At 65.8% G+C, this 24937-nt stretch carries 22 protein-coding genes and 1 riboswitch; of the genes, 2 read left to right on the forward strand and 20 right to left on the reverse strand.

Features of this window, described 5'->3' with window-relative positions:
- Positions 1-4: 4 nt before the first annotated feature.
- The 4 genes from V5F68_RS21315 to V5F68_RS21330 form a co-directional block, all read right to left on the reverse strand.
- Entirely contained in the window at positions 5-823 is an 819-nt protein-coding gene (locus tag V5F68_RS21315; RefSeq protein WP_394015399.1) for an ATP-binding cassette domain-containing protein, read from the reverse strand.
- Positions 820-1632, reverse strand: coding sequence for an ABC transporter permease (locus V5F68_RS21320; protein ID WP_394015398.1), 813 nt, complete (start codon positions 1630-1632; stop codon positions 820-822). Before V5F68_RS21320 ends, V5F68_RS21315 begins: the two co-directional genes overlap by 4 nt.
- 40 nt (positions 1633-1672) lie before the next feature.
- Entirely contained in the window at positions 1673-2743 is a 1071-nt protein-coding gene (locus tag V5F68_RS21325) for a putative urea ABC transporter substrate-binding protein (protein ID WP_394015397.1), read from the reverse strand.
- Between the two features lie 76 nt (positions 2744-2819).
- Positions 2820-2930: riboswitch (guanidine-I (ykkC/yxkD leader) on the reverse strand.
- Positions 2931-3113: 183 nt separating this feature from the next.
- Positions 3114-5624: a glycoside hydrolase family 18 protein gene (locus V5F68_RS21330; protein WP_394015396.1), complete on the reverse strand. Its 2511-nt coding sequence runs from the start codon at positions 5622-5624 to the stop codon at positions 3114-3116.
- A 320-nt stretch (positions 5625-5944) separates the two neighbouring features.
- Between V5F68_RS21330 and pap the strand changes: the two genes are divergently transcribed.
- Positions 5945-7447, forward strand: a complete 1503-nt coding sequence (pap, locus tag V5F68_RS21335) for a polyphosphate:AMP phosphotransferase (RefSeq protein WP_394015395.1) — start codon at positions 5945-5947, stop codon at positions 7445-7447.
- Positions 7448-7513: 66 nt separating this feature from the next.
- Here the strand turns inward: pap and V5F68_RS21340 are convergent, their stop codons facing one another.
- The 10 genes from V5F68_RS21340 to V5F68_RS21385 all read right to left on the reverse strand — a co-directional run bounded on the left by V5F68_RS21340 (position 7514) and on the right by V5F68_RS21385 (position 18252).
- Positions 7514-8263, reverse strand: coding sequence for an SDR family NAD(P)-dependent oxidoreductase (locus tag V5F68_RS21340; protein ID WP_394015394.1), 750 nt, complete (start codon positions 8261-8263; stop codon positions 7514-7516).
- 125 nt (positions 8264-8388) lie between these two features.
- Positions 8389-9603, reverse strand: a complete 1215-nt coding sequence (locus V5F68_RS21345) for an ABC transporter substrate-binding protein (protein ID WP_394015393.1) — start codon at positions 9601-9603, stop codon at positions 8389-8391.
- Positions 9604-9711: 108 nt separating this feature from the next.
- Complete coding sequence (locus V5F68_RS21350) at positions 9712-10728, reverse strand: LacI family DNA-binding transcriptional regulator (protein WP_348845719.1); 1017 nt, start codon at positions 10726-10728, stop codon at positions 9712-9714.
- A 112-nt stretch (positions 10729-10840) separates the two neighbouring features.
- A complete protein-coding gene (gene hisD / locus V5F68_RS21355; RefSeq protein WP_394015392.1) occupies positions 10841-12148 on the reverse strand; it encodes a histidinol dehydrogenase in 1308 nt (435 codons plus the stop codon).
- Between the two features lie 20 nt (positions 12149-12168).
- Positions 12169-13212 carry a branched-chain amino acid ABC transporter permease gene (locus V5F68_RS21360; RefSeq protein ID WP_394015391.1) on the reverse strand — a complete coding sequence of 348 codons (1044 nt, stop codon included), beginning with the start codon at positions 13210-13212 and terminating at the stop codon, positions 12169-12171.
- Positions 13209-14096, reverse strand: a complete 888-nt coding sequence (locus tag V5F68_RS21365; protein ID WP_394015534.1) for a branched-chain amino acid ABC transporter permease — start codon at positions 14094-14096, stop codon at positions 13209-13211. The genes V5F68_RS21360 and V5F68_RS21365 overlap by 4 nt, the downstream gene beginning before the upstream one ends.
- A gap of 21 nt (positions 14097-14117) precedes the next feature.
- Positions 14118-14834, reverse strand: coding sequence for an ABC transporter ATP-binding protein (locus V5F68_RS21370; protein WP_394015390.1), 717 nt, complete (start codon positions 14832-14834; stop codon positions 14118-14120).
- Entirely contained in the window at positions 14824-15579 is a 756-nt protein-coding gene (locus tag V5F68_RS21375) for an ABC transporter ATP-binding protein (protein WP_394015389.1), read from the reverse strand. Before V5F68_RS21375 ends, V5F68_RS21370 begins: the two co-directional genes overlap by 11 nt.
- A gap of 197 nt (positions 15580-15776) precedes the next feature.
- A complete protein-coding gene (gene mmsB, locus V5F68_RS21380; protein ID WP_394015388.1) occupies positions 15777-16718 on the reverse strand; it encodes a 3-hydroxyisobutyrate dehydrogenase in 942 nt (313 codons plus the stop codon).
- Positions 16719-16728: 10 nt separating this feature from the next.
- Positions 16729-18252 (reverse strand): aldehyde dehydrogenase family protein, encoded by a 1524-nt coding sequence (locus V5F68_RS21385; protein ID WP_394015387.1) that lies wholly within the window; start codon positions 18250-18252, stop codon positions 16729-16731.
- A gap of 167 nt (positions 18253-18419) precedes the next feature.
- On the opposite strand from V5F68_RS21385, the gene V5F68_RS21390 reads away from it, so the two are divergent.
- Complete coding sequence (locus V5F68_RS21390; protein ID WP_394015386.1) at positions 18420-19430, forward strand: 4-hydroxythreonine-4-phosphate dehydrogenase PdxA; 1011 nt, start codon at positions 18420-18422, stop codon at positions 19428-19430.
- Between the two features lie 49 nt (positions 19431-19479).
- Here V5F68_RS21390 and V5F68_RS21395 read toward each other — a convergent pair whose 3' ends face one another.
- From V5F68_RS21395 to V5F68_RS21420, 6 genes are all read right to left on the reverse strand, one after another.
- Complete coding sequence (locus tag V5F68_RS21395; RefSeq protein WP_394015385.1) at positions 19480-20022, reverse strand: flavin reductase; 543 nt, start codon at positions 20020-20022, stop codon at positions 19480-19482.
- Between the two features lie 50 nt (positions 20023-20072).
- Positions 20073-20669 (reverse strand): malonic semialdehyde reductase, encoded by a 597-nt coding sequence (locus V5F68_RS21400; RefSeq protein WP_394015384.1) that lies wholly within the window; start codon positions 20667-20669, stop codon positions 20073-20075.
- 61 nt (positions 20670-20730) lie between these two features.
- Positions 20731-22044, reverse strand: a complete 1314-nt coding sequence (locus V5F68_RS21405; protein ID WP_394015383.1) for an NtaA/DmoA family FMN-dependent monooxygenase — start codon at positions 22042-22044, stop codon at positions 20731-20733.
- A 44-nt stretch (positions 22045-22088) separates the two neighbouring features.
- Positions 22089-22937 (reverse strand): ABC transporter ATP-binding protein, encoded by an 849-nt coding sequence (locus V5F68_RS21410; RefSeq protein ID WP_394015382.1) that lies wholly within the window; start codon positions 22935-22937, stop codon positions 22089-22091.
- Position 22938: 1 nt separating this feature from the next.
- A complete protein-coding gene (locus tag V5F68_RS21415) occupies positions 22939-23757 on the reverse strand; it encodes an ABC transporter permease (protein WP_394015381.1) in 819 nt (272 codons plus the stop codon).
- A gap of 30 nt (positions 23758-23787) precedes the next feature.
- Positions 23788-24873 (reverse strand): putative urea ABC transporter substrate-binding protein, encoded by a 1086-nt coding sequence (locus V5F68_RS21420; protein WP_394015380.1) that lies wholly within the window; start codon positions 24871-24873, stop codon positions 23788-23790.
- Between the last annotated feature and the right edge of the window lie 64 nt (positions 24874-24937).

Consider the following 24937-nt stretch of genomic DNA (forward strand, 5'->3'; position numbering starts at 1 on the left):
CTCCTCAGACCGACAGAAGCGCCGGGTCGTCCCGGCCGGTGTCCTCGGGGGAGATCGGGCCGTCCCGATCGGAGGATGGAAGGGGCGGCCGGCCGGCGATGCGCTTCGGCCAGACCTCAATGTCGTGGGCGATGGTGGCCCCGAACCGCTCGCGCTCTTCGCTGCGGTTGCGCTTGCGCTCGAAGGCGATGACGCGGGTGGCGAGCGTGAAGGCTTCGCGCAGGTCGTGGGTCACCATCACCACGCTCATCTCGCAGCTATGCCAGAGCTTGAGCATGAGCGCGTGGATGTCGCCGCGGATGCCGGGGTCGAGCGCGCCGAACGGCTCGTCCAGCAGCAGGATCTTCGGCTTGCGCATGATGGCCTGGGCGAGCGCAAGGCGCTGCTGCATCCCGCCGGACAAGGCGGCGGGATATTTCCCCTCCGCGCCCGCGAGCCCCACTTCGGCGATGAGGGCGCGGGCCTCCTCCTCCGCCCGCCGCCGGGCGGTGCCGAACAGGCGGCCGGTGAGGGGCGCGCCGGCAATCTCGGCGGAGAGCAGCACATTGCCCAGCACGGTCAGGTGCGGGAACACGCTGTAGCGCTGGAACACCACGCCGCGGTCGGCGCCCGGTTCCCCGGCGAGCGGCTTGCCGTCGATCAGGACGCGGCCGCGCGTCGCCTTCTCCTCGCTGAGCAGGATGCGCAGGAAGGTGGTCTTGCCGCAGCCGGAGGGACCGACCAGGGCAACGAAGGAGCGGGGCGCGAAATCGAGCGAGATATTCTCCAGCACGATCTGCTCGCCATATTCCTTCCAGAGGTGCTCGACCCGAATCGCGGTCATTTCGCACCTCCGAACCAGGGGAAGGCGGCGTCGCGCAGCTTGGCGAGGGCGAAATCCATGAGCACGGAGAGCAGCGTGATCCACGCCACATAGGGCAGGATCACATCCATGGAGAGATAGCGGCGCACCAGGAAGATGCGATAGCCCAGCCCGGAATCCGCCGCGATGGCCTCGGCGGCGATCAGGAATAGGAAGGCCGGGCCGAGCGAGAGCCGCACGCCGTCGATGAGGCGCGGCAGGATCTGCGGCAGCACGATGCGCAGCGCGATCAGCCAGGTGGAGGCGCCGAGCGTCTCGGCCTTGATAATCTGCTCGCGCGGCAGTTCCTGCACCCGCATGGCGAGGTCGCGGATGAGGAACGGCGTCACGCCGATGACGATCAGGGCGATCTTCGAGGCTTCGCCAAGCCCCAGCACGATGAACAGGATCGGCAGCAAGGCGAGCGGCGGCACCATGGAGACCATGCCGACGAACGAGGCGAGCAGCGCCCGCACGCCCGGCAGCAGGCCGATGAGCATGCCCGCGACGAGCGCGATGATCGTCGAGAGCGCGAGGGCGCTGGCCAGCCGCTCCAGGCTCGCCAGCGTGTCCGACCACAGGATGTAATCCCCGGTGCGGGCATCGGGGATGAAGGCGACGCGGGCGATGGCGTCGCCGATGGTCGCAAGGCTCGGCAGCAGCTTGTCCGCCGGGTTTTCCGCCAGGCGCTCGGCCGAGCCGAGCACATAGGCGAGCAGCACGAGGGCGAACGGCAGGATCGCGAGCAGGAGCCCCGCCGTGCGGTCCGGTCTGCGGTTGATGAGACGCATGGAGGGGATCTCCGATCTGCCGTCGCGGTTCAGCGGCGCGTCAGAGCTTGCCGTCCGCGGCGGCCGCCATGTAGGTGTCCGTGAAGCGGAACTTCACGTTCTTCGCATCGCCGAGGATCTTGCCGTCGGCAAGCTCAATGCCCACCGCGTCGGCGGACTTGGCGTCGTTGCCGAGCAGCTTCTTCTCGAACAGGAACTTGCGCACCCGGTCCATGGTGGTGCCCACCGCCGGCGACTTCACGAACGCCACGGCGTCGGAGGCCTTGTCGAACAGCTTGGTGGCGGCGAGCTGGCTTTCAAAGCCGGCGAGGTCGGTGCCCGAGGCCTTGGCCATGGCGGTGCGGGCGGCGATGCCGGCTTCCGTCTTGGCGGTGGTGAGCGCCATGGTCTCGTACCAGATGCCGACCAGCGCCTTGCCGAAGTCCGGATTGTCCTTGAGCGTCGCGGTGTTGGCGACCAGCAGGTCCATGATCTCGCCGGGGATCTTGGAGCTGTCGAACACGTTGTGGGCGTTCTTGTCGGCCAGGATCTCGGCGACCAGCGGGTTCCAGGTGACGACGGCGGTGACCGCCTTGGTCTTGTAGGCGGCGACCATGTCGGCGTCGGAAGTATTGGTCACCTTCACGTCGCGCTCGCTCATCTTGATGGATTCGAGCGCGCGGGCGAGCAGGTAGTGAGAGACAGAGAATTCGACCAGATTGACCTTCTGCCCCTTGATGGCGGCAAGGTCGGTCTTGTTCTTCAGGATCACGGCGTCATTGCCGTTGGAGAAATCGCCGACGATCACGGCGGTGGTGTCCACGCCGCCGGCGGCGGGCACGGAGAGGGTGTCCATGTTGGTCACGGTCAAGGCGTCGAAGGCGCCGGCCGTGTACTGGTTGATGGATTCGACATAGTCGTTGAACTGGGTGACGTCGATCTTGATGCCGTATTTGTCGGCCCATTTCTTGACGATGCCGGTCTCGGCGGCATAGCCCCAGGGCATCCAGCCCACATAGATCGACCAGGCGACCTTGAATTCCTTCTTCGGCGCGGCGAGCGCCGGGGATGCGCCGGCGATCAGCGCGGCGGCACAGGCAAGGCCCAAGAATTTCGAGAAGCGAGAGCGCATATTCTATTCCCCTTCGTTAGGTCAAACGATGAGGAATTGGCGAGACTCCAGTGCCGCCAATTCCTTGGCCACCGAGGTCTCCCGGGCTTTTATCCCGCCGTGCACCCGGCCGGATGTCTCCCGGACCGGTGGCAGCTCTCGGACCAGCACACCGCAACGCGATGCCGGAACCCTAGCCGCCAACTCTGCCCTCTCTGGAGCAAATCACGTGCCAGATGCGGCGGACGCAGATTCAAGGGTTTCCGCCGCATCCCGCACGGCCGGATGCACGCATGGAGAGCATTGTGGGTGAAAAATAGGCAAAGTCCGCCTCTGTGGCGCCCCATGCATGCAAAGCGCAGCCGGCTCCAGCCTTTCGGCGCCGTTCCGCTCAGCCCGTCAGGGTGTGGGTATCGGTGGACACGCCGAGAAGAGCGGCCTGCGCATCCGCCGCCTTATGAGCCGTGTCGAGGGCGGCGGCCCATTCGTCGATGATGCTGGAATCATAGCCGGTGACATTGGCGAGGCTCAGCTGGTCCAGCGCCACGCCCTTCAGCGTATAGGTGCGCAGGTTTTCCGGCAGGGCGATCACCGTCGACCCGTTGACTTCGCTCAGCACCACGCTGTCCGCTGAGACCCAGCCGAAATTCAGCACGTCGGTGGCGGGCTGGAAATCGGTGATCACCTCCTGCTTGCCCCAGTTCCAGGTGATGTCGATGGTTTCCGGCGCGTGGGCGACCGGCGCCGCGGAGACCACGCTGTCGAGCACGCCGTTGCCGCCGATGATGTGGTCCGGCGTCAGGCTGGAGGCATTGGCAATGTCCGAGAACGACTTGCCCTGCACCCAGCTTTCATAGGCCGCCTTGACGAGGCTCTCCGAGTTGCCGGTCGCGTCGCCCGAGAGATCGTAGAACATCATGCCGCCGAGCCCCTGGGACTGGGCCCATTCCGCCTTCATCGCCACCGAGGCGGGGGTCTCCACCGAGGAGAAGATGCCGAGCTGGGCGTTATAGACATAGGCCGCCTGGGCATTGTCGTCCCAATAGAGCGACCAGCCGCTGTTCGGATCCTCAAGCTTGCCGAGGATGTCGGCATAATCGTAATGGCCGACCGAGGAGCCGACGGGAAATCCCGTGCTGGCGGCATCGAGCCCACCATCCCCGCCGTCCGCCACTCCGCTCCAGGCGGCGGTATAGAGCGGCGCGCCGAGCACCATCTTGCCGGGGTCGATGCCGATGGCGAGATATTGCGCGACCGCGCTCTCGATGCCTGTGCCGTCGGCGGAATCCACCAGCGGCGCGAGGTGGCCGGTGGTGGTTTCCCACGTGCCGTGGAAGTCGTAGGCCATCACATTGAACCAATCCACATAGGGATCGAGGCCGGCGAGATTGAAATTGGCGATCTTGGTCGCGCCCACCGGAGAGGCCACGGAGATGGTGTAGTCGCGCCCCGTCTCGGCCTCCAGTCCGTCGAGGGCATGGCGCAGGTCCGCGACCAGCAGTGCGTAATTGGCGCCGTCGTCCGGGCGCACCGAATTGCCCGCCGCACCCTCGCCGCCGGGAAACTCCCAATCGAGGTCCACGCCGTCGAACATGGGATAGGTCTTGAGGAAATCCACCACCGACTGGGCGAACGTGTCCCGCCCTTCGGCGGTTGCGGCGGTGTCGCTGAAATTGGCGGAGAGGGTCCAGCCGCCGATCATCATCGAGACCTTCAGGTCGGGATGCTCGGCCTTCAGTTCCACGATCTGGTTGAAGCTGCCCGCCAATCCCTGGCCGGCCTTATCCGCGATACCGTCCACGCTGTCGGCTGCGGAGAACAGCATCTGCGTGTCGCTATAGGGATCCACCAGCACCATGTGGCCGCTGGCATCGATATTGGCCGAGGCATAGATGAGATTGGTGAGCTGGTCGGCGGGAACGTCCGAGATCGTGTAATTGTGGTCGTAGACCGTCCAGTCGGCATAATAGCCGGCGAGGATCGGCCCTTTCGTCGCGGCGGGCGTTTCCACGGGCGTGCTCGACGGTGTCTCAACCGGCGCTTCCGCGACGGGCGATGTCTCCACCACCGGTGTTTCCACAACGGGCGTTTCGACCACCGGCGGCTGGGCGACCGGCGCTTCGGCCACGGGTGTTTCGGCCACGGGTGTATCGATGACGACCGGAGCGGACGAGACTGGCTCCGCCGGGGTTTCCGCCGGTGCCTCGGCGCTGGTTGTGGCGGAATCGTCCAGGGGGACCGTTGGCGCGGCGCCGTGGGCCGCGGTGAGCGCGGTGTTCCACGCCATCAGCGTGGAGGCGTCATCGGCCGTGATGTTGGACAAGGAGAGGTCGGCCAGCCCGACGCCGGCGAGCGTATAGGTCTGGTCGGTGGCGGGAAGCGCGATGACGGTCGAGCCGTCGATCTCCGACAGGGTGAAATTGGCGGCGCCGATCCAGCCGAAATCCAGCATGTCGTGGGAGGGGTCGAAGGCGATGGACTGGTGGGTCGCCCAGCCCCAAGTGATGTCCACCTCCTTGCCGAGGCCCGCATAGTCGCCGAAGGCGCCATCGCCGGGATCGAGGATGCGGCTCCAGGCGACGAGCGCCGAGGCGTTCAGCGCGGAGATATTGGCGAGCGAAAGCTCTGCCAGGGTGACTCCGCGCAACGTATAGGTTTCGGCACTGGACGGGATAGAGATAACCACCGAGCCGGCAACTTCCGTCACCGTGAACGTGTCGGCGGTGAACCAGCCGAAATCCAGCGTATCGCGTGTGGGATCGAAGTCGAGCACCGTATTCGTGCCCCACGCCCAGGTCAGGGCCGAGACGACGCCGGGATCGCCCTGTAGGCGTTGCGCATCCGCGTCCCCTTGGTCATCAGTCAGCGCGCCCAGCACGGTCCCAGTGTTCCCGCTCGACATGCCCGCCTCCTGCCCGATGACCAACTAATGCATTGTGATCTGAATCATTAACGCATCCGGGTGACGCCAGCATGGCGGAAGCGAGTGGGGATTGTCGAGCGACTTTTACAAGCCATTTTCTCAACCAATTGGTTCATTCAGGGAAAATAAACCAAACAGTATTTCTGACGTGACAGTAAAGGAAGGCCGCGCCCCGACTGAAAACGCTGAGTTGAAGGAGGTAGCATCGTATTTTCGCCGGTGCCGGAGGATCTGCGCGCCCCACTTGACGCTCTGTCCGCGCGGCCGGAGATTGACGTTCGGCAGCAGACAGGAATTTCATGTTCGATTCCATGAAGATCGAGCGCAGCCTCGACAAGGCGAGCTTCAAGGCCCTGGAACCCGGCCTGCGCGAGGGGTTGCTTGATCTCCAGTCCGAGCTGATCGCGCAGAAGCGATGCACCATCCTCATTCTCATCAATGGCGCGGATGGCGTGGGCAAGGGGGCGATCCTCAACCAGCTGTACGGCTGGCTGGACGCGCGCAAGCTCACGACCCTCACCTATGAAGCGCCGACCGACGAGGAACGCGCGCGGCCGGCGGTGTGGAAATATTGGCGCGATATGCCGGCCCACGGGGAAATCGGCATCATCCTTGGCTCCTGGTATCACGCGCCCATCAAGACCCATGCACTCGGTGGGCCCGACGGCGCGGATCTCACCCAGGCATTGGACGCGATCAACCATTTCGAGGCGATGCTCCACGCCGAGGGCGTGCTGCTGCTGAAATTGTGGCTCTATCTCGACCCCGAGGACGCCAAGGCGCGGCTGAAGGCGCTGGACGAGGGCCCCTACGACCGGCCGGTGGTGCGGGAATGGTCGGGCATTTCCAGCAAGAAGACCCGTCGTCGGCTGGAGGCGAGCGCCGCGGAGGCATTCCGGCAGACCTCCACGGGCATCGCGCCCTGGACCATCGTGCCGGCCGCCGATCCTCATTATTGCGCCATCGCGGTGGGGAACGCCCTGATGGAGGTTCTCACGCACGCGACCGAGCTGCCGCCCGCCGCATGCGCGGCGCCCGTTCCGGCGAACGCGCCGGCCCACCATCCAAGTCCGGCGGCGCTGCCGGCGGTCAGCATTCTCTCCACTCTGGATTTCAGCCATAAGCTCGACGAGGCGAGCTATCGCACGCAGCTGGATGCGGAGCAGCAGCGCATCACCCACCTCACCAATTCCCGCGCATTCGCCAAGCGGGGCCTTGTGTGCGCGTTCGAGGGCAGCGACGCGGCCGGCAAGAGCAGCACCATCATGCGCCTGCGGGAGGCGCTGGACCCGCGCCATTTCCGCGTTCATCCCATCTCCGCGCCGAGCGATGAGGAAAGCGCGCGGCCCTATCTCTGGCGTTTCTGGCGGCGCATTCCCGCGCGTGGCTCCACCGCCGTGTTCGACCGCTCCTGGTATGGCCGGGTGCTGGTGGAGCGGGTGGAGAAACTGACCCCGCAGGAGGATTGGACGCGGGCCTATGGCGAGATCAATGATTTCGAACGCCAGCTGTACGATGGCGGCTATGTGCTGGCGAAATTCTGGCTCGCCATCAGCCCGGACGAGCAGGCCCGCCGTTTCGCCGAGCGGGAGCGCGTCGCCTACAAGCGCTTCAAGCTGACACCCGAGGACTGGCGCAATCGGGCGAAATGGCCGCTCTATGAGCAGGCCGTGACCGACATGGTGGACCGCACCAGCACCTATTACGCCCCCTGGACGCTGGTGGAGGCGGAGAACAAGCACTTCGCCCGCGTGAAGGTGCTGCGCACCATTGCCGACCGCCTGGAAGAGGCGCTGGGCTGAGGCCGGCGGGGCCTGCCGGGTGTCATCCCGGCGGCCTCGGCCGTGCGACGCGGCGGCGCGCCGGCCTCAATGCATGTGCAGCCCGCCGTTCACGTCCAGCACGGCGCCCGTGACATAGCTGGACAGATCGCTCGCGAGGAACAGGCAGGCATCGGCGATCTCGTCGGCGCGGGCGAGGCGGCCCATGGGCACGGCCTCTTCCACTGCCCGGCGCCGCTCCGGCGTGAGCTGGCCCTGGAAAATGTCCGTATCGACCAGGCCGGGCGCGATCGCATTGACGCGGATGCCGTCGGCGGCAAGCTCGCGCGCCATGGATTTGGCAAGGCTGTGCACGCCCCCTTTCGCGGCGGCATAATGGGGGCCGCCGAACACGCCGCCGCCGCGCAGGGCCGCGAGCGAGCCGATGCAGACGATGACGCCGGCATGCTGTTCGCGGAAATGCGGCACGATCGCCTGGCTCATGTTGAACGTGCCGCGCAGGCTCGCGTCCATCACCAGATCGTAATTGGCGCGGTCCACATCCATGAGGCGGGTGGGCTGACTGACGCCGGCATTGTTGACGATGATGTCGAGCGCGCCGAAATGGGCGAGCACGGCGCCGATGGCGTGGGCGCACTGCGCCGGATCGGTGACGTTGCAAGCGAGCCCGACGTGTGCGGTTCCAAGGCGTGCCGCCGCATCGGCGGCCGCCTTGCCGTCCAGATCGAGGATGGCGATGCGGGCGCCTTCGCGGGCGAAGCGGGTCGCTGTGGCGAAGCCGATCCCGCGCGGGGTGGCCGCGCCGGTGACGACCACGACCTTTCCTTCCAGCAACATGATGGTGTCCCTTGATTGTTGGGGGCCGGTGCCCCGCCCGCAGCCGGCGTTCCGCGCCCGTGTTCGCTGTCAGGCTGCGAACGGGCGCGGAGCGGGCGGCAGGCGAGGCACCGGCTTCTCGGTCCTCAGCCGCGCTTGACCAGCGGGCAGGAGCCCTTTTCCATCGACTGGAACGCCTCGTCGCCCGGCACCACGGCTTTGACGATCATGTCGTCCCACGGATACTTGGACTCTTCCGGCTTCTTCACCTGGAGCAGGTACATGTCGTGGACCATGCGGCCGTCGGCGCGGATGATGCCGTTCTTTGCGAACATGTCGTTCACCGGAGTCTTGCGCATCTCCGCCATCACCTTGTCGCTGTCCTTGGACCCGACGGCGGCGACCGCCTTGAGATAATGCAGCACCGAGGAATAATCCGCCGCCTGGGTGACGGTGGGCATGCGGCCGATCTTCTCGTAGAAGCGCTTGGACCAGGCGCGGGTCTCGTCATTGAGATCCCAGTAGAAGCCTTCGGTGTAGAGCAGGCCCTGGGCGGTCTTCAGGCCGATGGAGTGCATGTCGGTGATGTAGCCGCCCAGCACGGCAAGACGCTGCTTGCCGTCCTTGGTGATCTTGAACTCCTCGGCCTGCTTCACCGCATTGATGGTGTCGCCGCCCGAATTGGCGAGCGCGATCACCTTGGCGCCGGAGGATTTGGCGCTGAGCAGGAAGGCGGAGAAGTCCGGTGTGTTGAGCGGCGTCTTCACCGAGCCGACCACTTTGCCGCCCGCATCCTTGACGATCTGCGCGGTGTCCTTCTCCAGCGCCAGGCCGAAGGCATAGTCGGTGGTGAGGAAGAACCAGCTGTCGCCGCCATCCTTCAGGATCGCCTTGCCGGTGACGTTGGCCCAGGAAATCGTGTCGAACGCGTAATGGATGGAATAGGGCGTGCACTTGTCGTTGGAAATGCGCGAGGTGGCGGCGCCGACAACGATGGCGATCTTCTTGAGCGACGCGGCGATATCCACCACCGCGATGGCCACGGCGGAGTTGGAAATGTCGGTGATCATGTCGACATTATCGGTCTCGTACCATTGGCGGGCGATGCCGGCGCCGATGTCGGCCTTGTTCTGCGTATCGGCATAGACGAGGCCGATGGGCTGGCCGAGCACCTTGCCGCCGAAATCATCGATGGCCATCTGCACGGCGGTCACGGAGCCCTGGCCGGAAATGTCCGAGAACAGGCCGGACATGTCGGTCAGCACGCCGATCTTCACGCCGTCTGCGGCGTGGGCCGTGCCGAGCGGCAGGGCGGCCGCGAGGGCCACCGCGAGCGCGGGAAGCGAGAACAGTTTCTTCATTTTGGGCATCTCCCCTTACGTTTTGTTTTTCAGGTCTAGCGCCTGTGCATACGTATGCATTCACAGGCGCACGCGCGTGTCAATGGTCGTTTCCCGGCGCGCGCGGGGTTATTCCGCCGGGTATTTCGAGGTGATCAGCGCGGAAGAGCGCACGATCAATTCACCGGGCAGCCGCTCGGTGATCGCCTTGCGCTTGGTCTTTCGCTCCGGGTCGAACAGCAGCGCCAGGGAGCGCTCGATCATGGCGGCGATCGGCTGGCGCACCGTGGTGAGCTGGTAGCTCGGCCAGGAGGCCGAGGGGATATCGTCGAAGCCGACGATGGAGAGGTCCTGCGGCACGCGCAGGCCGAGTTCGAACCGCGCCGCGTCGAGCGCCCCCATGGCCATCACGTCGCTCACGCACACGATGGCATTGGGCCGCCTGCGGAAGCGCAGCAGGCGCAGGGCGGCAGCAAAGCCTCCCTCATAGGTGTTGTCGCCCATCTCGTCGCCCACCAGTGACAATCCATGGCGCGCGAGCGCCTCCTCCAGGCCCTGCTTGCGCTCGATATGGGTCGAGGTATCGGCCCGCCCGCCGATGATGGCGAAGCGGTCGTGCTCCGCCTCGATCAGGCGTTCCGCGAGGTCGAAGGACGCCTGCACATTGGCGCAGCACACCGAGCAGACCGCCTCCTTGTAGGTGGCACGGTTGAAGAGCACGACCGGGGTCTTGTTGCGCTCGCACGCATTGGCCATCTTGCTGGACAAGGCCGAGGACGTGATGATCACCCCTTCCACCTGATATTGCAGGAGGAACGGCAGCACGTCGTCCACTTCCCCGCCCGGCGGCACGGTGAACAGCAGAACCCTCTTGCCGAGCTCCTGCAGCGCCGCAACGAAGCCGTTCAGCACCGTGGGATAGAAGGGGTTCAGCAGATCCCCCATCACCAGCCCGACGATGTTCGACTTGTTGCTCAGGAGGCTGCGCGCCAGCTCGTTGGGCGTATAGCCGATGCTTTGCGCCGCCGAGAGGATGCGCTCGCGCGTATCGCTCGAAATGCGGGCATCGCCGGCAAGTGCCCGCGAGACCGTGGATTGCGACACGCCCGCGGCGCGCGCCACGTCGCGCGAGGTAATCTTGCTCATCCATCCTCCGCCATGGTCCGGCGCATGCGCGCAGCCACCTTATAGCCCGGTCTTTGGCGGCCCTTCCATCTGCGGCAACATGGCCGCAGAGGGGGCCGCCGTCGCCTCCCGCCTATTCCGCCGCCGTGGCGTAGGGAATGTTGCGTCCGCCATACCGCCGCACGCGGATGTTGGCCTGCTCTGCATGGCCGGCGAAGCCCTCCAGCATGCACAGGCGCGAGCAATATTCCCCGATCATCGCCGAGGCGGCGTCCGTCAGCACGCGCTGATAGGTAACGGTCTTGATGAATTTGCCGACCCACAGCCCGCCCGTGTATTTGGCCGCCTTCTTGGTGGGCAGGGTGTGGTTGGTGCCGATTACCTTGTCGCCGAACGAGACGTTGGTGCGCGGGCCGAGGAAAAGCGCGCCGTAATTGGTCATGTTGGCGAGGAAATAATCCGGGTCGCGGGTCATCACCTGCACGTGCTCCGAGGCGATCCGGTCGGCTTCCCTCACCATCTCCGCCTCGTCCTCGCAGATGATGACCTCGCCATAATCCTCCCAGGACTGGCGCGCCACCGCCGCCGTCGGCAGGATGCCGAGCAGGCGCTCGACTTCCGCCATGGTCTCGCGGGCGAGCTTCTCGGAGGTGGTGAGGAGGATCGCCGGAGAATTGGGCCCATGCTCCGCCTGGCCCAGCAGGTCGGTGGCGCAGAGTTCGCCGTCCACCGTCTCGTCGGCGATCACCAGCGTTTCCGTCGGGCCGGCAAACAGGTCGATGCCCACGCGGCCGAACAATTGCCGCTTGGCCTCGGCGACGAATGCATTGCCCGGCCCTACCAGCATGTCCACCGGCGCGATGGTCTGCGTGCCCAGCGCCATGCCGCCCACGGCCTGGATGCCGCCCAGGCAATAGATCTCGTCGGCCCCAGCCAGATGCTGGGCCGCGACGATGGCGGGCGCCGGCTTGCCATGGAACGGCGGGGCGCAGGTGACGATGCGGGAAACGCCCGCCACCTTGGCCGTCACCACCGACATATGGGCCGAGGCGAGCAGCGGATATTTGCCGCCGGGCACATAGCAGCCCACCGAATTCACCGGGATGTTCTTGTGCCCCAACACCACGCCTGGCAGCGTTTCCACCTCGATGTCTTGCAAGGCGGCGCGCTGGTGCTGGGCGAAGTTGCGGACCTGGGCCTGGGCGAACTGGATGTCCTCGATGTCGCGCTTGGACAATTGGGCGAGGCACCCCTCGATCTCCTGGTCGCTCAGGCGGTAGTCGTCGCGTTCCCAGCCGTCGAACTTGGCGGACAATTCGCGCACGGCGGCATCGCCCCGGCTTTCGATGTCGGCGAGGATCGCTTCCACGGTGGCGCGGATCTTCTTGTCGTCATCCGCGACGAGCTGCTGGTCGCGGCCCGTTTTGAGTTTGTAGGCCATGGGAACTCCGTTGAAAATGCTCAGAAATCCGTGGTGGGGCGCGGCGCCGGGGTGAACCGGCGTTCGGCCCGTCGCCGCCGCCACACGGCGGGAAGATGGGCGATGCGATCGAGCTCGCCCACGATCCCTCGGCGGAAAGCCAGAACGCAGACCACGAAGATCGCGCCTTGGATGATGGTCACCCAGGAGCCGAACTGGGCGAGATATTGCTGCATGCCGGTGACGATAAGCGCGCCCATGACGGGCCCGGTCAGCGTTCCCGCGCCGCCGAGCACGGTCATCAGCACCGCTTCGCCCGAGGCCTGCCAGCTCACGTCCGTGAGCGAGGCGAGCTGGAACACCAGCGCCTTGGTGGCGCCGCCGAGCCCCGCCACGCCGGCGGAGATGACGAAGGCGGCCAGCTTCACGTGGCGCGTCTTGATGCCGAGCGAGGTGGCCTTGATGTCATTGTCCCGCACCGCCCGCAGCACTTGGCCGAAGGGGGAATTGATGGTGCGGTAGATGATGAGGAAGCCGATCAGGAACACCACCATGACGAAATAATACATCGCCATGTGGCTGCCGAGCGGGATCAGCCCGAACAGATCGCCGCGCGGCACGCTCTGGATGCCGTCCTCGCCGCCGGTGAATTCCGCCTGCAGGCAGAAGAAGAACACCATCTGCGCCAGGGCCAGGGTGATCATGGAGAAATAGATCCCCTGCCTGCGGATCGCCAGCCAGCCGAACGCCGCCCCCAGCACGATCGCGACGGCGGTGCCGGCGAGGATCGAGAGTTCCGGGGTGAGGCCCCAGTATTTCGCCGATTCCGCCGTCACGTACGATGCGATGCCGAAATAGGCGGCATGGCCGAACGAGAGCAGACCGGCGAAGCCGAACAGCAGGTTGAAGGAGCAGGCGAACAAAGCGAAGCACAGCACCTTCATGGCGAACAGCGGATAGACCACGAAGGGGAACACCGCGAGCGCCGCGATGCCGAGCCCCCAGGCGAGAATCTGGCGCCGGCGCGCGTCAGCGGCCTTGGCGGCGACGGGGGTCTTGACGGGACTTGCCATGAGCATGGTCATGCCCTCCTTCCGAACAGGCCGGCCGGCTTCACCAGCAGGACGCAGGCCATGAGGACAAACACGACGGTGCTGGACGCGGCGGGATAGAACACCTTGGTCAATCCCTCCACGAACCCCACCAGGAAGCCGGAGACGATCGCGCCCGACATGGAGCCGAGGCCGCCGATCACCACCACCGCGAACACCACGATGATGATGTTGGAGCCCATGAGCGGGCTCACCTGGTAGATCGGCGCCGCGAGCACGCCCGCCACCGCGGCGAGCGCGACGCCAAGCCCATAGGTGAGGTTGATCATCTTCGACACGTCGATGCCGAAGGCGCGCACCAATTGGGGCTTTTCCGTCGCTGCGCGCAGATAGGAGCCGAGGCGGGTGCGCTCGAACACGTACCAGACCGCGAAGCAGATGGTGATGGAGGCGACGAGCACCCAGGCCCGATAGGTGGGCATGTACATGAAGCCGAGGTCCCATCCCCCGCGCAGCTCCGTGGGGATGGCATAAGGCTGCCCAGAGGAGCCGAGCTTCTGGCGGAAGCTGCCTTCCAGCAGCAGGGCGATGCCGAAGGTCAGCAGCAGGCCGTAGGCGGGATCGAGCGCATAGACCCGCCGCAGCACGAAACGCTCCAGCAGCAGCCCGAACGCGCCGACGATGAAGGGCGCCAGCAGCAGCGAGACCCAATAATTGATGCCGAGGGTCTGGAGCAGGATCCAGGCCAGCATGGCGCCCAGCATGTATTGCGCGCCATGCACAAAGTTGACGATGTTCAACATGCCGAAGATCAAGGCGAGGCCAAGACTCAGCATGGCATAGAAGGCGCCGTTGATGAGGCCAAGCATCAGCTGGCCCATGAATGCATCAATCGACAGGTTGGAGAGAGTATCCATTAAATTTTGCATATCGCCCTCCTATGCGTGCAGATAGTTGGCGATGCCGCGCACTTCGTCGGCATGAGCGGCATGGGGGATGTGTTCCACCACGCGACCGTTCTCCAGGACGTAATGCTGATCGGCGACCTTGGCGGCGAACTTGATGTTCTGTTCCACCAGAAGGATGGTGTAGCCGAGCCCCTTCAGCTCACGGATCACCGCCCCGATCTGCTTGACGATGACCGGGGCGAGCCCTTCGGTCGGCTCATCCAGCAGGAGCGTGTCGGCGCCGGTGCGCAGGATGCGGGCGATGGCGAGCATCTGCTGCTCGCCGCCGGAGAGCTTGGTGCCGACGCTCTTGGCGCGGTCCTTGAGGTTGGGAAACAGGCGGTAGATGGCGTCGATCCCCATGCCGCCGTCTCGGATTTTCGGGGGAAGGCGCAGATTCTCCTCCACCGAGAGGGTGGCGAAGATGCCGCGATCTTCCGGGCAATAGGCGAGGCCCTGGCGGGCGATCTGGTTGGCCTGTGCCGCGATGGTCTCCTTGCCGCGAAACAGGATCGAGCCGCGGCGCTTGTCCAGCAGGCCCATCATGGCTTTGAGCGTGGTGCTCTTGCCGGCGCCGTTGCGGCCCAGCAGCGTCACGAGCTGGCCGGGCCGCACGTCGAAGGAGACCGCGTGCAGCACGTGGGAATCACCGTACCAGCCATGCAGGTCGCGCACGCAGAGCACGGCGGGAGTCGCCTCATTCGTCATCGTCGTCCTCCCCGAGATAGGCGGTGATGACTTCGGGATTGGCCGTGACTTCCGCATAGGTGCCGCTGGCGAGGAGCTGGCCGCGCGCCAGCACCGTTATGGTGTCGGAAAGGGTCGCGACGACCGGGAGATTGTGTTCCACCATCACCACGGTCCGCCCCTTCGCCACGGTGCGGATCAGCTCGGTGATCGGGCCGATATCCTCCGGGCCAAGGCCGGACATGGGCTCGTCCAGCAGCAGGGTTTCCGGTTCCAGCGCGAGGGTGGTGGCAAGCTCCAGCGCCCGCTTGCGGCCATAGGCGAGGGACCCGGAGGCGGTGTCGGCATAGGCGGTGAGGCCGACCATCTCCAGCAGTTCGTCGGCGCGGTCGTCGAAGCGGGCGAGCGCGGCGGTGGAGCGCCAAAAGCAATAGCTTCCGCCCTCTTTCCCCTGGAGCGCGACGCGCACATTGTCCCGCGCCGAGAGCTGGTCGAACACTGAGGAGATCTGGAACGAGCGCACCAGGCCGAGCCGCGACACGGCGGCCGGCTCCAAATGGGTGATGTTGCGCCCGCGATAATGGATCGAGCCGTGGGTCGGCTTCAGGAAGCTGGTCAACAGGTTGAACAGCGTGGTCTTGCCGGCCCCGTTGGGGCCGATGATGCCGTGTATGGTATTTTCCGCAACCTGCAGGCTGACGTCCTTTACGGCGAAAAAGCCGTTGAACTGCTTGCTCAGGTCACGCGCTTCGATCGCGTAGCCCATGTCCCTCCTCCGGTGGTGAGGCGACTCGGCGCGGTCCGTCCTCCGGCGCCATGTGGGAGCCGGCGGCGGGGCGCGGGGACAGCAGGATTCCTCCAACGGAATGCCGCCTCCATCGCGCCACGCGAGTCGTCCTTGGCGTTGTGCGTTCCCTCCTCCCCCGCCGTTTTGTTTTATGGCGGTGGGAGACCTCGTCCGGTCTAGACTGCGCGCCTCATCTGGTCGTCTGCGCTCGCGGCACCGGGCGCCGCGCCCTCGGGCACCTTCATCATCATCTTGATGATGCTGCCGTAATCGAGATGGCCGTTGCCGCTCTGGCAATGCAGCGCGAACAGATCGCACGCGAGATCGCCGAGCGGGCTCAGGGATTTGTATTCCGCCGAGAGCTGCTTGGCCAAACGCATGTCCTTGAGCTGGAACTCGGAGCGGAAGCCGCCCTGGTAGCCATGGGAGGAGGGCACGTTCGGCATGATGCCGGGATAGGGATGATAGCGCTCCAGCGCATAGTTCGTGCCCGAGGAATTGCGCATCACTTCCGAGAGCACCGCCGGGTCCAGGCCATTGGCGACGCCGAGCGCGAGCGCCTCGGCGGTGGCGGCCATGCAGACGCCGGAGAGCATGTTGTTGCAGAGCTTCGCCGTGTGGCCGGCGCCGTTGCCGCCCACATGGAAGATGCGCTTTCCCATGGCTTCCAGCAGCGGGCGCGCGCGCTCCAGGTCCTCGGCGCTGCCGCCCACCATGAAGGTGAGGGTGCCCGCCTCCGCCCCCGGAGTGCCGCCGGAAACCGGGGCATCGATCATGCTCTTGCCAGCGGCGCGGGCCTCGACGGCGATCTCGGACGATACGGTGCTCGAAATGGTGCTGGAATCGATCAGCAAAGTGCCTGCGCGCGTTTTCGCCACGAGGCCGTCAGGCCCGAGATAGAGGTCGCGCACATTCTGCCCGGTGGGCAGCATGGAGATCACCACGTCCGCCTCGGTCGCGGCGCCGTGGGGCGAGACCGCCGCATGGGCGCCGAGCCGCACGGCCTCGTCGAGGGCGGCCACCGAAAGGTCGTAGGCGAAGACGGTGTGACCGGCATGGATCAGATTGCGGACCATGGGGCGCCCCATGTTTCCGATGCCGATGAATGCTACACGCATGACGGGCTCCCTAGGCCGAAATATTCGGATTGATGATGGCGGTCTTCGACCAGGTGAAATGATGCAGCATGCTTTCGAGCGAAAGCTCTTTCCCCATGCCGCTCATCTTGGTGCCGCCGTATTCGATGTTCGCTTCGGCCACCGCATATTGGTTCACCTGCACGAAGCCGGCGTCCACCTGCTCGATGAACTGGAAGGCCTTGGACAGATCGTTGGTCCATACCGTGGCGGCGAGGCCGAACTTGACATCGTTGGCTTCCTCGATCACCGCCGCGAAATCGGTCCAGCGCGCGAGCGTCGCCACCGGTCCGAAGATCTCGTCCTGGCACACCTGCGACGAATGCGGGATGCCTTCGATGAGGGTGGTCTGGTAGAAATAGCCGTCCTTCAGGGCCGGGTCCTGTGGGCGCGCGCCGCCGGTGAGAATGCGCGCGCCCTCGGTCTGGCGCGCCATCTGCACATAGCGCTCCACGCGGTCGAACTGGGACTTGGAGATGATGGAACCCACCTGCGTGCGCTCGTCCAGCGGGTCGCCGACGCGGAAGGTGGGGATAATTGCAAGCACCCGCTCCACCACTTCGTCATAGATGGAATCGTGGATATAGACCCGCGTGCCGGCGGTGCAGGACTGCCCCTGGCGCTGCAGCCGCAGGCCGCGCACCACGCCGTCGGCGGCGGCCGCCGGATCCATGTCGGGCAGGAAGACGCTCGGGTTCTTGCCGCCGAGTTCAGCCGTGACCGGGGCGATCTTATCGGCCGCGTAATGCAGGATTTTCACGCCCACGGCGCTCGACCCGGTGAAGGTGACCTTGCGCACCTGGGGATGCTCGCACAGCAGGCGCCCGGCCTCCTCGCCAAGGCCCGAGATGCAATTGGTGACGCCCGGCGGCAGCACTTCCTGCATAAGCTCGAAACACCGCAGCACGGCGAGCGGCGCCTGTTCGGCGGTCTTCAGCACCACCGTGTTGCCGGCTGCGAGCGCCGGGCCGATCTTGGATGCGAGTTGCATCAGCGGGGCATTCCAGGGAATGATGGCGGCGACCACGCCAAGCGGCTCGCGCTTGGTGAACAGCAGGCGGCCGTCCAGATAGGGAATGGTCTGCCCCTTCACCTCGCCGGCGAGGCCGGCAAAGAAACGCAGGATGTCCACCATGGTGGCGGCTTCGCCGCGGGTCTGGGTCGCGAGCGCGTTGCCGGTCTCGAATGCGGAAAGTTGGGCGATCGCTTCCGCCTCGCTCTCCAGCCGCGCCGCGGCCTTCACCAGGAAGGCCGCGCGGTCGCGGGCGGTGAGGTGGCGCCAGCCCGCGAAGGCGGATTGGGCGGAGGCAACGGCGCGGTCGACATCGGCGCTGCCGCAGCGGGGCGCGTGGCCGATGATGCGGCCGGTGGCGGGATTATCGACCTCGAACGTGTGGTCGGTCAGCGCGGCCTGGAGCCGGCCCTCGCAAACCACCATGCCGGAAAGACGCTTCGCTTCCGCAGCGGCCGCTTCGGCGCGCTGGACGGGCGATATCGCTTCGCTGATATCGAGCATTGGCTTCCTCTCGTTTCCGCCCTGGCTCCGCTCTTTGAGTGTGCCGGCGGGCCATTCCGTTGCACTTCCGCGCGGCTGGACGAGGGTCCCTGCTCTGCTTGCGCATACGTATGCACTAGTGCTAATCGACGGCTAACAAGAAGTCAATCAGGTGATCGGAGACGCAAATGGCTCGTATTGGGATGATGCTCGGCGACCCCGCCGGCGTGGGACCGGAAGTGGTCGCCAAGGTACTTTCCGCCAACCGCAAGGTGCCGGTCGCCCTGTTCGCGGATGCTGAGGTCTTCGCACGCGCGCAGGCGATCGCCGGTGTCCGCATAGATGTCGAGCCGGTCGCCGACAGTGCCGCCAGCGCCGCCTCCGATGCCCTCGTGACGCTGATCGACGTGCCCCTCGCCGACGGCGAGAGCCTGCGCCCCGGCATCGCCTCGGCGCAGGCCGGGCGCCATACGCTCGCGAGCCTCCAGGCGGTGGCGGCGGCCGCGGCCGCGGGGCATGTGAACGGCATCCTCTACGGGCCGCTGAACAAACAGGCGATGAAGCTCGCCGGGCATCACGCGCTCGACGAGATGCACTATTTCCAGGAATTGCTGAACTGGCGCGAGACCTGTTTCGAGCTGATCAACCGTGGTCCGCTCTGGACCACTCGCGTCACCTCCCATATTCCCATGAAGGACGTCGCGGGCGCGATCACGGTCGAGCGGATCCTGGAGGCGACGCAGATCGGCGTGCGCGCGGCGCGTGCCGGCGGCATTGCCAAGCCGCGCATCCGCGTGGCCGCGCTCAATCCCCATGCGGGCGAAGGCGGGGCGATGGGGCTGGAGGAGATCGAGGTTCTCACCCCCGCCGTCGCGCGGATGAAGGCGGACGGGCTCGACGTGGAAGGCCCGTTCCCCGCCGATACCATCTTCCGCACCGCCCTGCGCGGCGATGCCGACCTGATCGTCACCATGTATCACGACCAGGGCCAGATCGCCCTGAAGACCGTCGCGTTCGGCGAAAACGTCACCGTTCTCGGCGGCATGCCGGTGCCCATCGTGACGTCGTCGCAAGGCACGGCGTTCGACATCGTCGGCCAGAACAAGGCCGATCCCTCGGCGCTGCAGCACGCCTTCGATCTCGTGGTGCGCTTGGCGGGCGTCGGCGCAGCCTGGCGGGGAGAACAGGTCGCGGCCTGATCGCCGGGCGTTTTCCCGGTTCAGGCTTTCGGGAAGGCAGCCGGCGCGCTCATTGCGAGGTGCCGTCGTGCACCGCGTGATAGCGCCGGCCGAAATAGATCAGCGCCTCCGGCGTTCCGCCGGCGGCGATGCCGACCACCTCGCAGAACAGCACGCAATGGGTGCCCACATCCACGGTGCGGGCCACCCGGCAATCGAACGCCGCTACCGCGTCCGCCAGCATGGGCGCGCCGGTGGCGCAAGGCGCCCATTGCGCGGCCGCGAAGCGCTCTTCCATGGGCGTCTTGCCGCCGAACAGGTTGGACAGACCCTTGTGGCTCGGCGCCAGCGTGTTGACGCACAGCACCCCATTGGCCTGGAAGGCTGCGCTGACGGAGGAGCCGCGATTGAGGCACACCAGCAAGGTGGGCGGGCTGTCGGTGACGCTGCACACGGCGGAGGCGGTGAAGCCCGCCTTTCCGCCCGGGCCATCGGTGGTGACGACATTCACCGCCGCGCCGACGCGGGACATGGCATCGCGATAGCTCTGCTGGGTCACGGCGGGTGCGCCGTGGGGGCCGGCGTCCGCCGGCGGGGTGTGGCCGAGGTTCATGGGGGTGATCCCTCCGGGATGGTAGGGCGTGACGGAATGCGCGGCCGGGCTCATGCCAGCACGCAGGCGTCCGCGAAATCGAAGCGCGGCAACCGGCCGAACACCCCGGACGGGTCGCCATGGCCGAGATTGACCAGGAAGTTCGCGGTCCACCGCGTGCCAGCGAAGAAGGCCTCGTTCACTTTGGCCTTGTCGAAGCCGGACATGGGCCCGGCGTCCAGCCCGAGCGCACGCGCGGCGAGGATCAGATAGCCGCCCTGCAGCGTGCTGTTGCGGAATGCGGTTTCCCGGGCCGCGTCGGGGCTCGAGGTGAACCAGGACTTGGCGTCCGCGTGGGGGAACAGCTTCGGCAAATGCTCGTAGAAAGCTTCATCCTGCGCCACGATGACCGTGACGGGCGCGGCCATGGTCTTGTCGAGATTGCCCTTGGAGAGCGCCGGGCGCAGCTTTTCCTTGCCCTCTGGCGTGCGCACGAAGACGAAGCGGCCGGGCGAACAATTGGCCGAGGTGGGGCCCATCTTCAGCAGGTCGTAGAGCTCGACCAGCGTTTCATCGGAGATTTTGCCGTCGCGCCATTTATTGTGCGAGCGGGCGGTGCGGAACAAAGTGTCCAGGATATCCGCGCCGGTTTGCGCTGCTTCGCTCATGAGTGTCTCTCCAGGGTGCGGGTGGCGGCGGCGGCGCGCGGGGGCGGCCGCCGCGCCGGCCTCAGAATTCCAGCAGATTGTCGCGCAGCTTCTCGTGGGAGTAGGCGGTGCGGGTCAGGCCCCGGCGCTGGAGCGCGGGAACGAGGCCGTCGGCCACCTCCATGATGTAGCGGCGCGAGACGCGCAGCACCGGCGTGGTGATGAGGAAGCCGTCGCCGCCCACCTCTTCCATCACCTCGCCCATGCGATCCGCCACCTGGTCCGGCGTGCCGATCAGCTCCACCGAGGAGACGAGGCCGCCGCCGCCGTCCACCACCAGTTCGCGCACGGTCTTGCCCGAGCCCCATTGCTGGAACTTGTCGAGCGTGCCCGACTCGCCATTGGTGACGAGCTTTTCCGGCAGCGGCTTGTCCACGTCGTATTTGGAGAAGTCGATCTCGGTGATGGCGGAGAGCGAGGACAAGGTGTCGTTGATGAAATGGGGCGAGGAAACCAGGCGCTGATACTTGGCCTTTGCTTCCTCCTCGGTCTCGCCCAGCGTCGGGGTGATGCAGAACAGCACCTTGATGGCGTTGGGGTCGCGGCCGAGCTTTACGGCGCGGGCGCGGATGTCATCGCGGAATTTCTTCATCTCGGCGACGCCGCTGGCGACCGAGATGATGGAATCCGCGTGGAGCGCCGCGAAGTCGCGGCCGCGCGGCGAGGCGCCGGCCTGCACATAGACCGGCCGGCCCTGGGGCGAGGGCACCGTATTGAGCGGGCCGCGCACCTGGAAATACTTGCCTTTGTGGTCGATGGTGCGAACTTTGGAGGGATCGGCATAGATGCCGTTCTCCCGGTCGAGGACGATCGCGTCGGCATCCCAGCTGTCGAACAGCTTGCTGACCACTTCCATGTATTCGTCCGCCATCTCGTAGCGAATTTCGCGCAGGGGCAGCTTGTCCATGCCGAAGTTCTGCGCGGCGAGATCCTCCGCCGAGGTGACGATGTTCCAGCCGAAGCGCCCGCGCGTCAGGCTGTCGATGGTGGAGCATAGCCGCGCCAGCAGATAGGGCGGATAGGCGAGGGTGGACATGGTGGCGACCACGCCGAGCCGGCTGGTGGCCATGCCCATGGCGGTGGCGAGGGGCGCGGGGTCGTGCTTCGGCACCATCATGGCATTCTTCAGCGCGAAGTCGCGCGAGCCGCCGAAGGTCTCCGGCACCATGAGCTTGTCTTCGATCATGATGTAATCGAAGCAGGCGCGCTCCAGCGTCTGCGCCATTTCCATGTAGAAACGGCCGTCCCAGGGATACCCGCCATTGCCGAACGGCTCGCGCCATTCGTCGGGCGTGAAGTTCATGAACCAGGCCAAGTGAAAGGGTTGCGCGACCATGTGGCGTGCTCCTAGGCGTTTGATGTTGAAGGCGGGCGAGGCTGTTAGGCGGCGCCGGCCTTGAGGGGGAAGGGGTGGATCACCGCCGCGGACGGAGGCGAGGCCCCGCTCTGGCCGTGGTCCTGCCGCGCCTTGGCGCGGGCGGCTTCGAAGCGCTCGGATTCGCGGACGATCCGGCACTTGGCTTCGAAATCGGAGGTGATCGTCGCCCCATAGCGCCCGGGCGCCTGGGGATCACGGCGCGGACGGTCCACCGCGATCACGCGGGTGCCGAGGGCGAACGCCTCGGCGAGATCGTGGGTGACCATGACGATGGTCATGGCGTGCTCTTCCCACAGGTCGCGCACCAGCACATGCATCGCCTTGCGCGTGCCGGGATCGAGCGCGCCGAACGGCTCGTCCAGCAGCAGCACCTTGGGCTCCATGATCAACGCCTGGGCGATGGCCAGGCGCTGCTGCATGCCGCCGGAGAGCTGCTGGGGATATTTGTCCGCCGCCGCACCAAGGCCGACGCGATCGAGCAGGGCGAGGGCCCGTTCCTTGAGTGCACGGTGCTTGCGGCCGAACAATCGGCCAAGCAGGGGCGCCTGCGCCCATTGCGGGCCGAGCATCACATTGCCCAGCACGGTCTTGTGGGGAAACACCGAATAGCGCTGGAACACCACGCCGCGATCGGCGGTCGGCTCGCTCGCGATCGGCTTGCCGTCGATCAGGATTTCCCCGCGCGTCGGAGTCTCCTGGCTCAGCAGCAGGCGCAGCAGGGTGGTCTTGCCGACACCGCTCGGCCCGATGATGACCAGGAACTCGTGGTCCGGCAGCTCCAGGCTGATGTTTTCCAGCACGATGGTGTCGCCGTATTCCTTCCAGACCTTGTCGATCTTGATCGCCGTCACCTCAGCTCTCCTTCAGCGCGGCCCAGGGAAAGGCACGGGTGTTGAGGCGGCGCAGGCCGTAATCCATCAGGAAGGCCAGCAAAGTGATCCAGGCGACGTACGGCAGGATGACGTCCATCGCGAGATAGCGGCGCACCAGGAAGATGCGATAGCCGAGCCCGCCTTCCGCCGTGATGGCTTCCGCCGCGATGACGAACAGCCAGGTGGCGCCGAGCGAGAGGCGGACCGAATTGATCAGGTTCGGCATCACCTGCGGCAGCACCACGTGGGTCATCATCTGCCAGGTCGAACCGCCGAGCGTCTGCGCCTTGATGATCTGCTCGCGCGGCAGGCTTTCCACCCGCAGCACCACGTCGCGGATCAGGAACGGGGCGACGCCGAACACGATCAGCACGATCTTCGACACTTCGCCGAGGCCGAAGATGATGAACAGGATCGGCAGCACCGCCAGCGGCGGCACCAGGGAGAGCGCGGCCAGAACCGGCTCGAACATGGCGCGCAGATGGGGAATGAAGCCGATGAGGATGCCGAGCACGCAGCCCAACAGGGCCGAGATGCCGAGCCCGACGCACAGGCGCCAGAGGCTGAGATAGGTATCCCACCAGAACAGATATTGGCCGCTGGACCGGTCCGGCTGCGCCATCAGGCGCTCCATGGCGGCATAGAAGGACGCGAAGCCGGGGATGAGCTTGTCCCCCGGATTGGCCGCGAGGCGTGCCTCGGAGGCCATCAGATAGATCAGCAGGATGGCGAGGAAGGGAAGGATGCCCAGGATCAGCTTCTGGCCGCGCGCGGGCGGATAATTGATGATGCGTCGCAAGGATCAGCCCTCCCTTCTCTCGCTGGGGTATCAGAGCTTGCCGTCGGCCGCGGCCTGGGCGAACGAGGCGTTGACGCGCATCTTCACGTTCTTCGTATCGCCGAGCACGCTGCCGTCGGGCATCATGATGCCGATGGCGTCCACGCTGGTCGCGCCCTGGCCGAACAGGCCGCGGTCGAAGCAGAAGGTGCGGATATAGTCCCAGGCCTTCTTGGTGCTGGCGGCGGTGAGGAAGGCCGCGGCCTCGCCGGGCGTGTAGAAGAAATGGGTGGTCTCCACCTGCGACTGGAGGCCGGGAACATCGGTGCCCATGGCGCTGGCCATGATTTCATTGATGGGCTTGGCCGCATCGCCGCCGGCCTTCAGCGTGGCGAGCGCCTCATACCAGGCCCCGGTGATCGCCTTGGCGAAGTTCGGATTGTCCTTCAGCACCTCGGTCTTGCCGATGAAGACATCCATGATCTCGCCGGGGATCTTGGAGCTGTCGAACAGGATCTTGGTGTCCTTGCTGCCCGCGAGCATGTCGGCGGTCATCGGCTTCCAGGAAACGGCGTGCTTCAGTTCCGGCTTGGTGAGGTAGGCGGAAGCGATATCGGCGTCCGAGATATTGATGGTCTTCACCGCGCCGACGCCGTGCAGGCCGTTCATCACCAGCGCGCGGTCGAGCAGATAATGGGAGACGCTGAATTCCAGCAGATAGACATCCTGGCCCTTCAGATCGGCGACGGATTTCGCGGACTTGGACAGCAGCGCGTCATTGCCGTTCGAGAAATCGGTGATGAGGAAGATTGAGGTATCCACGCCGCCGGCGGCCGGCATGGTGAGCCCGTCCATGCCCGCGACGCCCACCGCGTCCAGATCCCCGGCAATGAATTGGTTGATGGAGCCGACGTAATCGTTCACCAGCACGATATCGATATCGATGCCGTATTTGTCGGCCCACTTCTTGAGGATACCGGATTGCTTCATGTAGGCGAGCGGCATGAAGCCGACATAGATGGAATAGCCCATCTTGAACGATTTCTTCTCGGCGGCCTCGGCGCGATTCGGGCCGGCGCCGAACAGGGCGCTACAGAGGAGGGCGAGCAGGACCACGGCGCGGAAAATGCGGTTCATAGGCGAACTCCGACGGTCGAATGCGACAAGACGACGCTATTAAGCGAGCGTTTAATACGCACCT

The organism is Roseixanthobacter pseudopolyaromaticivorans, from assembly GCF_043195145.2.
Lineage (GTDB): Bacteria > Pseudomonadota > Alphaproteobacteria > Rhizobiales > Xanthobacteraceae > NCEH01.